The organism is Acinetobacter sp. MYb10 (genome assembly GCF_002980175.2).
Classification (GTDB): Bacteria; Pseudomonadota; Gammaproteobacteria; order Pseudomonadales; family Moraxellaceae; genus Acinetobacter; species Acinetobacter guillouiae.
In genome coordinates, this window is sequence record NZ_CP058272.1 from 4,583,729 (window position 1) to 4,597,299 (window position 13,571).

General features: G+C 38.4%; 8 protein-coding genes. 3 read left to right on the top strand and 5 right to left on the bottom strand.

Annotated features, from left to right (window positions below):
• Positions 1-107 precede the first annotated feature (107 nt).
• Positions 108-1,517, bottom strand: coding sequence for a short-chain fatty acid transporter (locus CQZ96_RS21325; RefSeq protein ID WP_105714127.1), 1,410 nt, complete (start codon positions 1,515-1,517; stop codon positions 108-110).
• An 823-nt stretch (positions 1,518-2,340) separates the two neighbouring features.
• Between CQZ96_RS21325 and CQZ96_RS21330 the strand changes: the two genes are divergently transcribed.
• Complete coding sequence (locus CQZ96_RS21330) at positions 2,341-4,533, top strand: TonB-dependent receptor domain-containing protein (RefSeq protein WP_105714128.1); 2,193 nt, start codon at positions 2,341-2,343, stop codon at positions 4,531-4,533.
• A 105-nt stretch (positions 4,534-4,638) separates the two neighbouring features.
• Here CQZ96_RS21330 and ruvB read toward each other — a convergent pair whose 3' ends face one another.
• The 4 genes from ruvB to CQZ96_RS21350 are packed head-to-tail and all read right to left on the bottom strand — an operon-like array spanning position 4,639 to position 8,272.
• Entirely contained in the window at positions 4,639-5,640 is a 1,002-nt protein-coding gene (gene ruvB / locus CQZ96_RS21335) for a Holliday junction branch migration DNA helicase RuvB (RefSeq protein ID WP_105714129.1), read from the bottom strand.
• A 17-nt stretch (positions 5,641-5,657) separates the two neighbouring features.
• Positions 5,658-6,260 (bottom strand): Holliday junction branch migration protein RuvA, encoded by a 603-nt coding sequence (gene ruvA / locus CQZ96_RS21340; RefSeq protein WP_004724404.1) that lies wholly within the window; start codon positions 6,258-6,260, stop codon positions 5,658-5,660.
• 9 nt (positions 6,261-6,269) lie between these two features.
• Entirely contained in the window at positions 6,270-6,932 is a 663-nt protein-coding gene (locus CQZ96_RS21345) for a hypothetical protein (RefSeq protein ID WP_004724401.1), read from the bottom strand.
• Positions 6,932-8,272, bottom strand: coding sequence for a deoxyguanosinetriphosphate triphosphohydrolase (locus CQZ96_RS21350; RefSeq protein ID WP_004724400.1), 1,341 nt, complete (start codon positions 8,270-8,272; stop codon positions 6,932-6,934). Before CQZ96_RS21350 ends, CQZ96_RS21345 begins: the two co-directional genes overlap by 1 nt.
• Before the next feature lie 493 nt (positions 8,273-8,765).
• On the opposite strand from CQZ96_RS21350, the gene CQZ96_RS21355 reads away from it, so the two are divergent.
• Together CQZ96_RS21355 and purL are read left to right on the top strand one after the other, a co-directional pair.
• The gene (locus CQZ96_RS21355) at positions 8,766-9,506 is read left to right on the top strand and encodes a hypothetical protein (protein ID WP_105714130.1); all 741 of its coding nucleotides are present in this window, start codon (positions 8,766-8,768) and stop codon (positions 9,504-9,506) included.
• A gap of 185 nt (positions 9,507-9,691) precedes the next feature.
• Positions 9,692-13,525 carry a phosphoribosylformylglycinamidine synthase gene (gene purL / locus CQZ96_RS21360; RefSeq protein WP_105714131.1) on the top strand — a complete coding sequence of 1,278 codons (3,834 nt, stop codon included), beginning with the start codon at positions 9,692-9,694 and terminating at the stop codon, positions 13,523-13,525.
• The last annotated feature ends 46 nt before the right edge of the window (positions 13,526-13,571 follow it).

The following is a 13,571-nucleotide window of genomic DNA, read 5'->3' on the forward strand; positions in this document are numbered from 1 at the left end:
AAGAAGATCAACTCTTGGTATGATCAATTTAGTTGTCGGCTTATTCAACAGAAGATTATGTTGAATAAGCCGTTTAAATAACTTTGTACAACAAAGCATCTTAAATTCTAAAAAGTAGGTGGCATATACGTTAAAGTACGACCAAGAATCCACAATAAGAATAAAACCAAGGGTAAATGGAAGACAAGCTGAGTAACTGTAAATCCAATAACATCTTTGGCTTTTAACTTTAAAATTCCCAGCATGGGTAACATAAAGAAAGGATTAATTAAATTGGGTAAAGCTTCTGCTGCATTATAAATCTGAACAGACCAGCCTAAATGTACTTTTAAATCGTGTGCAGCCTGCATGACATAAGGTGCTTCAATAATCCACTTACCACCCCCAGATGGAATGAAAAAGCCTAAAATAGCCGAATATAACCCCATAACAATTGTGAAAGTTTCTTTGGATGCAATCGATACAAAAAATTCAGCAATATAATGAGATAGAGATAAATCCTGTGCATTCATTGCACTTGTCATGATAAAAGCAATACTTCCATAGAGTGGAAATTGAATCAGTACGCCAGAAACCGCAGGGACAGCTTTAGAAACTGCATTTAAAAAATTTCGAGGAGTTCCGTGTAAAGCAATACCGAGCATTAAGAAGATAAAGTTGTAAGTGTTTAAACTGGAAATCGCAATAATAGGATTACTTTTTGTAAATTCATTAAACATCCAGATTAGGCCTAAAACCACAATTAAAATGCTAAGAATAGGGGAGTTTTCCAGCCAATCACCTGGGCGTTTTTTGCTTTGAACTTCGGTCTTTTCATCTTCAAAATGAATATCAAATTCATCAATGGTTTTTATACTATTGCCTTTAGGTGCAGACCAGAATGCAATGGCAATTGACACGATAATCAATACGGCAGTCATAATCATAGACTGTGGTAAAAAGATCGTTTCAGTAAAAGGAATAATACCGGTTAAGTTATAAAGTGGTTCTGGTAAGCTCGCTTTATTTGCCTGTAACTGAGCAGCGGAAGAACTAATACCCAGTGCCCAAGTTGCTCCCATACCAATAATAGCGGCTGCGGCAGCTGCACGATAATCCATATTCAGCTCTTTACGCTTGGATAGTGCAATTACCAAAAGGGCAGTTAAAACTGTACTCATGGCCCAGTTAATCAGTGAAATCAACAGACTAACAGTTGCTACAAAAACAATAGCATTTCTTCCAGATGTTGGAATCTGAGCCATTTTTTGAATCAGCATTTCGACGGGTTTGGATACTGAAACCACATAACCAACGACAATCAACATACACATTTGCATCGTAAATGGAATCAAACTCCAGAAACCATTGCCAAATGAAATTGCGACCTCCTGAACAGGTGCTCCTATTCCAATCGCAGCTATGGCGACAATGATGACGCCTAACAGGGCAAAGATATAGGAATCAGGAAACCATTTTTCTGACCAATCACTGACTTTTATTGCAAATTTTTGTAATATATTCTGAGTGTTATCCATATTTAAATATCCTATTTATTCGATTATGAAACCAGCACATCCATGTTGAAAATATTGATTTTCGGGCGATAACGATCAACATCAGCAAGTTTGAATATTTGTATAAAAGACTCTCGAATGAGCTTTAGGTATATGCGCTGTTGAATTTTTTTTCTAAACTCACATTCCATGCAAGTTCACTCAATTTGATTCCTTTTTGGGTTGCTCAGTCAAAATTATCAACTGTCCTTTTATTAAGTTATTAACATTGAATTGGCTTTTTTATAAGTTTAAAGTTTTAAACGTACAATAAGAAAAACTCATTAATCAAAAGAGTATGTCAATCTGCATTTGCAGCGTGAAATAAAAGATGGCAATTGAATATCCGCTCTATATTTCATAACTTCAACACTCGACGAAACCCGTTCATTCCAAAATTATTTTTTTGTAATTGTTTAAATAAGCAGCATAGCTATATGATGTTTTCGTGTTTTTTATCTTTGAACTACCTTACTAACAGCCAATTGAGTGTAGGAATTTTTATTAAGTGCTGAGTAAAAAGGATGTATCGAAGAAGATTTTATAAAATAATAAAATTAAATATTAACAATAACTTATTTGTTTTGAATAGCAAATTTTTAATAAGATCAATGTAATTAAATGAGGCTATTAAAACCAACAAAAGTTTTTATTAAGTTTTTATTAAAATAATATGTAATATATCTTTACTATGGCCGCCATCTTTTGTATTCTTTTTATTGCAAATGATAATTCTTATCATTCATATTTAGATGTTTTATTTGTTTTCAATTGTTTATGTCGTCCATCTACTGGAATTCTATTTATGAGTAAGTTTAACCTTCGTCCTATTTCAATCGCACTTTTAGGAATTACAACAACTTCAGTCTTTGCAAATAGCAAGGTAGAATCCGATGCTACACAACAACTTTCAACAATTGTTGTCTCTGCGGCAGGTTATGAGCAAAAACTAAAAGATGCGCCGGCAAGTATTACTGTGATCACAGCACAAGATCTAAAAGATAAACGTATAAACTCAATTGCAGATGCTTTAGTTGATGTTGAGGGGGTTGATATTAGCCCAGGCGCTGGGAAAACTGGCGGTTTAAATATACGTATCCGTGGGATGGATTCTGAGTATTCCCTTGTTTTGATAGATGGTCGTCGTCAGAACAGTACTGGGGATATCGCACCAAATGGTTTTGGGGAGTCAAATAATAGTTTTATTCCTCCAGTTTCAGCAATTGAACGAATCGAAGTGATTCGAGGACCTGCTTCTACATTGTACGGTTCTGATGCTATTGGTGGTGTTGTCAATATTATTACAAAGAAAGTTTCAAATGAATGGACAGGCTCCATCACATTAGAAGGGACTTTACTTCCAAACAGTTCAGATTTTGGTAATCAACGTGCTGCAGATGGGTTTATTACTGGCCCAATTATTCAGGATTTATTGGGAGTGCAGCTTCGCGCACGAAAGGCTCAACGGAGTCAATCTAATGTGGGATATCTTGATGTAAATGATAATTCAGTAGAGCTAAACAGGGGTGATAATCCAACCAAATCAGATTTAGAAACAATTGGTGCTCGTTTAACATTTACCCCAACAAAGCAACATGACCTCTCGTTAGAATATGAAAAAACTGAACAATGGTATGACAACACTAAGAGTCAACTTGGTACCCTTGGTGCAAATGGTGGTTATGATAAAACAAAAGAGTTTAATCGAGATCGGCTAGTGCTTGCACATACATGGCGCAATAAAATTGGGATATTGGAATCAAGTATAAGTAATACTCAAACTGAAACGATTGGTCGCCTTATTCCAGCACGTGCTCAAGCAGGTTCAAGTGTGATTACCCCACGTCTTTTAGAAAGTGAGGATATGATTTTTGATACTAAATTGGCCACTCAATATTTTAAAGGACACAATATTACCCTTGGTGGGCAATGGTGGGATGCAAGTATTAAAGACGGATTAAGGGTAAATAAGGAGGTGTCGTTTCAGCAATTGGGTCTTTTTGCTGAAGATACGTGGGCACTTACTCCTGATCTAGCTTTGACCATGGGTTTACGTTTTGACAACCATGATACATTTGGTAGTTTTTGGACACCTAGAGCATATTTAGTTTGGAATGCAAATGACAATTGGACGTTTAAAGGTGGTTATAGCGAGGGCTTTAAAGCGCCACGCTTAGAGCGCCTGACCAATGGAATTTATAATGTTGGTGGACAGGGGCGGACTCCTCTTTTTGGTAGTCCAAATTTAAAACCTGAAACAAGTAATAACTTTGAGCTGGGTACTTATTTTAATAACAGTTCTAATTTTGATGCTAATATCACAGCATTTTTCAGTCAGATTAAAGATAAAATAGTCAATGGACCAGTGGAAAGAACCTGTGATGCTAAGGATGCTAAGGTAAAAGTTGATTGTGAAAAATTCATGGCTAGTCTTGGTACACCATGGTTAATGCAAGCTGGAGATACTGACAAACGCGCTTGGAATGTTACTCGTCCGATCAATGCTCGAGAAGCAGAAATCTATGGTATTGAAACTGGCTTAAATTGGGAGTTTGTACCGACTTGGAAATTTGGTTTGAACTATACATGGACAGTGGCAGAAATTAAGGACAAAAAGAATGACAATCCGCCTTTAAATGATACGCCTAAACATATTGTTAATGCATCATTAAAATGGCAAGCGGATGATAAAATTCAATTATGGGCGCGAGGCGAATACCGGAGTGAACGTGCGCGTTTCACACCAGACTACTATAATAGTCTACCTGTAGTTAACCAAGAAGTTTATGATGCATTAGGTGATTTTAAAGCATATGGTTTGATGCATATGGGATCAAATTTTAATGTCAATAATCAGTGGGATATTGCTGTTGGTTTATATAATATTTTTGATAAAAACTTTGTTGATTATCAGAAAGTAGGCGCAGACTATTATAATCGGTATAAAAATACTCAAGAGGGACGCCGTGTTCAATTGAGCACAACGTTTAAATTCTAATAAAACCCTTCTTCGATTAGCACTATAAAAGCCCTATTTGTATAGGGCTTTTATATATAAAATCATAAGAGACTCAAGGGAATATTCAATATTCCCTTGAGTTGATTATTTTGGTTCAGGTGGTGTCATCCCAAACTGTAAATAGGCTTGGTTGGTTGCAATACGTCCACGAGCGGTACGCATAGCATAACCTTGCTGAATCAAATAGGGTTCAATCACATCTTCTAGCGTGCCTGAATCTTCAGCCATTGCTGCAGCTAGAGCTTCAACACCAGCAGGGCCGCCATCAAAACGTTCTAATAACATCGATAAATAACGACGGTCTAACGTATCTAAACCATCTTTATCAACATTTAACATATCTAATGCACGTTGTGCCATGTGTTGAGTGACTTCACCCGTGCCTTTAACTTGTGCATAGTCACGGACACGACGTAACAAACGGTTAGCAATACGGGGAGTACCACGTGCACGACGAGCAATTTCTTTTGCACCATCTGCTGTTGTGGGAACATTCATCAATAAGGCTGAACGCGCCACAATATGGGTCAAATCTTCAACTGAATAAAATTCTAAACGTTGCACAATTCCAAAGCGATCACGCAAAGGTGAGGTGAGTAGACCTGCACGTGTTGTCGCAGCAACCAAGGTAAATGGTGGTAAGTCTAATTTTATCGAACGTGCACCAGGGCCTTCACCAATCATGATGTCGAGTTGGTAATCTTCCATCGCAGGATAAAGAATTTCTTCAATCACTGGAGAGAGGCGATGAATTTCATCGATAAATAGCACATCACCTTCTTCTAGATTGGTCAGCATTGCCGCCAAATCACCTGCACGTTCCAGTACTGGACCAGAGGTAGATTTAAGATTTCCCCCCATTTCACGGGCAATAATATTGGCCAATGTGGTTTTACCTAAACCGGGTGGGCCAAAGATCAAGGTATGATCAAGTGCTTCACCACGACCACGAGCAGCACCAATGAAAATTTCCATTTGCTCTCGTACAACAGGTTGGCCTATATAGTCATCCAAAGAGGTTGGACGAATGGCACGATCAAAATGATCTTCGGGTTTTTCAGCCCCACTGATTAAACGGTCTTGCATGAGTGTCTTAATCTGTCTTATTTATTCATGGATTTAAGTGCAGCACGGATAATGTCGCTTGCTTCAGTATAGTCTGCTTTCACGGCATTAATCAGTTTTTGTGCTTCCAAAGGTTTATAACCTAAAGATTGCAATGCCGCTTCAGCTTCTGCAACAGCAGAATTACCCGTAAATTGTATTTGAGTTGAAGTCGAATTACTCGGTGTGGTACCTGTAGCAAAGGCTTTAAAGCGATCACGAAGTTCAATCATTAAACGTTCGGCTGTTTTTGCACCAACGCCAGGGACTTTAACTAAAGTTTTGACATCACCATTCTCAACAGTATGTACCAACATTTCGACACTGAGTGTAGATAGAATACCTAAAGCCATTTTAGGACCGACACCATTCACTTTTAGCAGTGTACGAAAGATGGTTTTTTCTTGGGCGTTAGAGAAGCCATAAAGTAATTGAGCATCTTCACGGACGGCTAAATGTGTCCATAAGGTAACTTTTTGACCTTTTTGTAATTGGCAAAATGTTGAGAGTGGCGTGTCGATCTCATAACCCACGCCATTTACATTTAAAAGTACGGTAGGTGCTTCTAAAGCTAAGACTTCACCAATAAGACATCCGATCATTGAGTTTGTTCACTTATTTGTTAATGGTTGAATAGTAGATGCCATTTGCTCTAAACGCAAAATTGCTTTAAGAATTTCTTTGCGATTTCGGGCAGATTTTATCCAAGCAGGTAAACGATTAAAATAGGTTTTATTGGTATTTAAATAAGTTCTTTGTCTAAGGTTTGCAGAAATATAATCTTTTAAACAGTTAATATGTTCTTGATTATAGGCGAAAACAAGTCCATTTCTTGTTGCTACACATAGTGTTAGGCAATAACCAAAATAAGGATCTGTATTGAAGCCGCGATTAAATTGTTTGCGTATATCAAATTGGTTAGGATAGATCCGTTTGGAAATTGGGCAAAAGTTGCAATTCAATTCAATAAATTGAGGAACAAAACTCTTTTTTGCATAGTATTGATGAAACTGAAATTTTCCACGTTTACAACGACAAGTTTCTTCAATATCTAAATAAACTCCAGAGAAATAGCCTAAGTTATTTTCCTGTTTGGCTTTTTGGTCAAATGATTTACAACAATTTTGGCAACTAAAAAAGGGTTGCTCGAAATCAATATCATCAATTTTTTTCGTATAGACGGTGGCATTTTTTAAACAAAATGGACATTCTACTAAAATAGGTTGCCGAGAAAATCTATTCAATGTGATTCCATCATCTACAAACCGTTTCATCAAAAGAATCCTACTTTATTACCTTGGAGTTCTTGCGCTAAGTTATAGGCTTGATGGTCTGAAAATTTACTCACAATATCTAAGACTTGCATAATATTGTCATAGTGATGATCACTAAAGCGTGCACCAAAGCGTTCTAAAATAGACAGTAAACGACCATCTTTAAAACTTAATGTTTTATTCGGTGTCGTAAGGGGAATAAAGGCATCTAAAATATGCTGTAAACTCTGATGGGCAATAATTTCCAAACCTGATTTTTGCGGGTGTTCAAATATTTTTTCACGGGCAAGGTTTTTTGCTCGATCAATCCCAATCTCAATATCCTCAGCACAGTATTGCAGTAACGAACCTTTTAGCTGTCCTGACAAAATTTGATAATGTTGTTTTGCGAAAGCAGTGGTTACTTCATCTACCAGCCGTTTCATGACACGACCGCGTAAGGCTGCAATTTTTTGTTGCCAAGTCATATACGGCATACTAAGTTCAGCGGGAACGCCATAATCTCCTAACAAATCAAGAAAAATAGGTTCAACTTCTTCATAGCTGAGCATATTGAGAATAATACCGTCTTCTAAATCAATTAATGCATAACAAATGTCATCAGCAGCTTCTAGTAAATACGTCAGCGGATGACGACACCAATGATACTCACCCAATTGAATTAAACCGAGTTGATCTGCAATCTGTTTAAGAATTTCTTTTTCAGCTTGATAACAGCCAAATTTAGCCCGTTTGCTTGCAGGAGTATTCCCTTGAGATTCGATGGTCTTAGAGAGCCAAGGATACTTTAAGTAAGCTCCTAACGTTGCGTAAGTAAGACGCATCCCTCCATCATGAGGATGATAGTCAATTTTAGTAAGCAGTCTTAAACCTTGGGCATTACCTTCGAACTGTCGTACATCTGCTTGTTGTTCAGGGCTCAGATCTTGTAAAAAATTTGTATGTGCAGCGTCATCAAACCATTCACGAATCGCATATTCACCAGCATGTCCAAAGGGTGGGTTACCGATATCATGTGCTAAACATGCAGCTTGAATAATTGCCCCTACATCCGCTGGGGAGATCCAAACGGGGAGTTCATTTTTGATTTTTTCAGCAGCGAGCATTCCCAAAGAACGGCCAATACATGACACCTCTAAAGAGTGCGTGAGCCGTGTATGAATACCATCATGTTGGGTCAGTGGATGAACTTGAGTTTTACGATTGAGTTGTCTAAAACTTTGCGAAAATATAATGCGGTCATAATCTTTATGAAATGGACTTCGTGCCTGTTCTGTACTTTGCTTTTTACTACCTAAACGAACTGTTGAAAGGAGTTCTAACCAACGCATTTGAGTCATTTATCATTATTCATTCTTTCGTTAATCGTATGATGCCAAATTTATTGAAAATGTACTAGGGGCGGGCGACATAAGTTGTCTTGGTCGGTTTATATTTGAGAAATATTTTCCCAGTATTTTTCACTCTTATATTTAAAATAATTCATAATGAAGTTATAAAAATTGGCCTCAACACTAAACCAATCATCTCTCGCTGTAATTGGATTCACGACAACAACAGAGCCATAATCAGGTTTTTCAGAATCAAGGCGAATTAAAAGCTGTTCACCGTGACCTAAAAATTATCCAATAATACAATCGCCTGTTAATTTTTGATCTTTTCTATCCACTAAACATTGAGCAGTAAATTTTTGAATGGCCAGTAAACCAATTTATAATCTAGATAGTCCAAACACTAGGAAAATTTCAAAGATTAAAGTTAATATGTTTATCCCTATAAACAGTTAAAATGAATAAACATTATCCTTATATCATTTAAGAAAAAGAGTAAAGCATGAATAAAAATTTCTTCTTATTAATTATGACTATTTTATTCACAGCGTGTAGCCCAACTGATAAAAATCTATCCAATCAAAACAAAGAAATCGAAACTCAGAAAAAGATTGAAGTGAGCAAAGCTGAAATCGAAGAAAGCATTCCTGCCAAGCCTGAAGCAGTAGATCAAGCTTTAGCGACTTTTGCCTTTCAAGAAACGCCAGATGGTCATCTGACAAATAATTGTATTTGGACAGATGATCCAAATGCGCAAAATAAACAGTATTGGAGCATCTTACCAAGCAGTATGTTGAATGGAAAAGCTAAATTTACAATAGAGGATCTTACGCCTAGCAAGGTGAAAATTGGGCAACCAATTAAAAACTGCAATGAAGCTTATAAAAATGACACGGCAAACTATGCGTATGCGATCAATAAAAGTGGTGATTTGGTCAATGCGGTTGCTCTCAAACTCGATCGAATGACTCAAAATGCGGATCATACGTATACAATTGATCTGAATAAAAACTCGCATCCTGAAAAAATCTATGTGTGCTATAACATGGAAAGTTTAGATGTATTTTTCATTGACTCTGCATCTCAAAACCCAAATTTAGAACATATCAATGTCCGATTATCCTATGATATTGATGGTGAAATCGATCCCGAGATTTCTTGTGGAAAAGTCTTTTATCAAAAAAGCGGAATCATTGCGAAAGAAGATCCTAAAACGGGTGAGTTTCATTATACAGCTCAATAATTCAATTGTTACGAATCATGTTTAAAGACGAAAGTCAAAGTAAATCGGATATTTAAAACCAAGATTTCAGCGTTTTTTAAGTGGGATATGACTAGCTGAAATCTTGCTTTCACAGTAGAATATGCGCTCTCTTCAAGTCACATTGAGGTAGGTTGCCAAAACCTGCCCGTGGAGCCAAAAACAGCATGTTTATCGTTGCCGGTGCACCTGCACACTCTTCTTTTAAGCAAACACAACTATTAACACGCCTTGCGTCGATCAGTTCTGTTCAATCAATAGAAAGCCAATGGGTTTACCTTTTCGACCAAACGCTCAACGAGCAACAACAGCAATCTGCTTTACAGCTTTTAAACGATGGCGCATCGTTTGAAGTTCGTCAGGCTGCAAGTGACGAAGTCCAGATTTTAGTCACGCCACGTGTCGGTACAATTTCACCGTGGTCATCTAAGGCAACCGATATTTTTGCCAACTGTAATACACCTGTACACCGCCTAGAACGCGGTGTTTTGTTTACTTTAAAGGGGATTTCTGAAATCTCTGATGCAGTAAAACAAATTTTACATGACCGTATGACAGAAAGCGTTTTCAATAAAATTGATGACGCAGCAGCTTTATTCTCTGAAACTGAGCCTAAGCCTTTAAACTCAATTGATATTTTGGGGCAAGGTAAAGATGCACTGGTTAAAGCAAACTCTGAGTTTGGCTTTGCCTTGTCAGATGAAGAAATTGACTATTTAACCGCAGCATTTAATAAGATGGGGCGTAACCCACACGACATCGAGTTGATGATGTTTGCTCAAGCAAACTCAGAACATTGTCGTCATAAAATCTTTGGTTCAGAGTGGACAATTGATGGTGAAAAACAACCATTATCATTGTTCCAAATGATTAAAAACACTTATAAAGAATCACCTACAGATGTTTTGTCAGCATATAAAGATAATGCTTCTGTAATTGTTGGTTTTGACACACAGCGTTTCTATCCGAAAAAAGATGAAGCCACGGGTCACCATATTTATAAATACAAGAGCCAAGCTGCCCACATTCTTATGAAAGTGGAAACCCATAACCATCCAACCGCAATTGCTCCATTTGCAGGTGCTGCGACAGGTTCTGGTGGTGAAATTCGTGATGAAGGTGCAACAGGCCGTGGTGGTAAACCAAAAGCAGGTTTAACGGGTTTTACGGTTTCTAACCTTAATATTCCAGGTTTTGAACAGCCTTGGGAAGAAAACTACGGTAAACCATCTCGTATGGCATCACCACTTCAGATCATGATTGATGGTCCTTTAGGTGGTGCAGCATTTAACAACGAGTTTGGTCGTCCTGCGTTAAATGGTTACTTCCGTACTTTTGAGCAAAATGTTAATGGTGAAGTAAAAGGTTTCCATAAACCGATTATGATTGCGGGTGGTTACGGGAATATCCGTCCTGACCATGTTGAAAAAGATGCAATTCAGCCAGGTGATTTACTGATTGTATTGGGTGGTCCTGCGATGCTCATTGGTTTGGGCGGTGGTGCAGCTTCTTCTGTAGATAGCGGTAAATTGGGTGAAAACCTAGATTTTGCTTCTGTACAACGTGAAAACCCAGAAATGGAGCGTCGTTGTCAGGAAGTGATTGATGCATGTTGGAGAATGGAAGACTTTAACCCGATCGTATCTGTACATGATGTGGGGGCGGGTGGTGTTTCCAATGCAATGCCTGAACTTGTGAATGATCACGAATTGGGTGCAACTCTTGATCTTCGTAAAATCCCATCGCTTGAACCTGGCATGTCGCCAATGGAAATCTGGTCAAATGAAGCGCAAGAACGTTATGTACTTGCCATCAAACCAGAATCATTAGAGTTATTTGAATCGATTTGTGCACGTGAACGTTGCCCATTTGCTGTATTGGGTGAAGCGACTGAAGCACGTCAATTGACTGTAAACGATCCATTGTTTGAAAACAAAGCAGTGGATATGCCAATGCAAGTCATGCTTGGTGGTACGCCACGTATGAGTCGTACATACGAAACGATTCAACGTAAAGGTGATGAGTTTGATGCATCTAAAGTTGATTTAAAAGATGCGATCTTCCGTGTATTGAAAAACCCGACAGTGGCTTCAAAATCATTCCTAATCACCATTGGTGACCGTTCAATCACGGGTATGGTATCGCGTGATCAGATGGTGGGCCGCTGGCAAGTGCCAGTTGCGGATGCTGCGGTAACCACAACAAGCTTACAAGGCTATACCGGTGAAGCAATGGCAATGGGTGAGCGTCCTCCTGTTGCATTGTTAAATCCTGCTGCTTCGGCACGTTTGGCCGTGGCTGAGTCCATCACCAATATCATGTGTGCCAATATTGAACAGATCAGTGATATTAAACTGTCTGCTAACTGGATGGCGGCCGCAGGTCAAAAAGGTGAAGATCAAGCATTATTCGAAGGTGTAAAAGCCATCGGTATGGAAATGTGTCCAGCATTGGGTATTGCAATTCCAGTGGGTAAAGACTCATTGTCAATGCGTACAACTTGGAATGACGAAGGCGAAGATAAATCTGTGACTTCACCAATGTCTGGTGTCATCACTGCATTTGCACCTGTGTTGGATGTTCGTAAAACATTGACACCTGAATTGAAAAATGAAGATTCAGTTCTGGTACGTATTGATTTATCTAAAGGTCAGTTCCGTTTAGGCGGTTCGATCCTTGCACAAGTGTATAAGGCAATTGGTTCTGTTACACCTGATGTTGATAACTTTGATGAGTTCAAAGCGTTCTTTGCATTGGTTCAAGATTGGAATAATCGCGGTTTGATCATGGCGTATCATGACATCGGTGATGGTGGCTTATTGGCAACTGTTGCTGAAATGATGTTTGCTTCACGCTTAGGTGTAGCACTTGAAGATCAATCTACTGAAAGCTTATTTGCCGAAGAAATTGGTGCAGTATTGCAAATTTCTAAAGCAGACTGGGCAAGTTTGACAGATGAAGTTGCAACTTCAAGTTTAAAAGAAGCGATTCGCGTTGTTGGTACTGTCAATGATTCTGATAAATTGTCAGTGAACGGTTTGGTACTTGATCGTGCTGAATTGCAACAAGCTTGGACTGAAGTGTCTCATCAAATTCAACGTTTACGTGATAACGTAGAAACCGCTGATTCAGAATTTGCATTAATTGGTGATAAAAACCATAAAGGTATAATTGCATTACCAACTTTTGATTTAAATGAGCCTGTTGAAGCACCATATATCAATGAACGCCGTCCAAACATGATGATTTTACGTGAACAAGGCGTGAATGGTCATGTTGAAATGGCTGCGGCATTCGATAAAGTTGGTTTTAATACTGTTGATGTTCACATGAGTGATTTACTTTCAGGTCGTGTAGATTTAGATGACTTTGAAGGGCTGGTTGCTTGTGGTGGTTTCTCTTATGGCGATGTTTTAGGTGCTGGTGGTGGTTGGGCCAAGTCTGTACTGTTTAATCCTAAACTTCGTGATCAATTTGAGAAATTCTTTAACCGTGACAATACTTTCTCTGTGGGTATTTGTAATGGTTGTCAAATGTTGGCTCAGCTTGCACCACTTATTCCAGGTGCAGACAACTGGCCACGTTTCCGCCGTAATACTTCAGAAGTATTTGAAGCACGTGTTGTGAATGTGAAAGTTGAGAAATCTCCATCGATTCTTCTAGAAGGTATGGAAGGCTCTATTTTACCAATCGCTGTTGCACATGGTGAAGGTCGTGCAGAAACTTCTGCTGAAAACTTTGCTGCGTTAAATGCGGGTAATCAAGTAATTTTACGTTATGTAGACAGCTTGGGTAATGCAACTCAACAATACCCATTGAACCCGAATGGCTCTCCTGAGGCGATTTCTGGGGTGACCTCAAAAGATGGTCGTGCAACGATTATGATGCCGCATCCTGAACGTAATTTCCGTGCAATTCAACATTCTTGGAAACCTGAAGAGTGGACAGAAGATGGTGCATGGTTACGTATGTTCCGTAATGCACGTAAGTTTATTGGTTAATTAGATCTAGACCAATGAATTGTAAAAGCCCCGTAAGGGGCTTTTT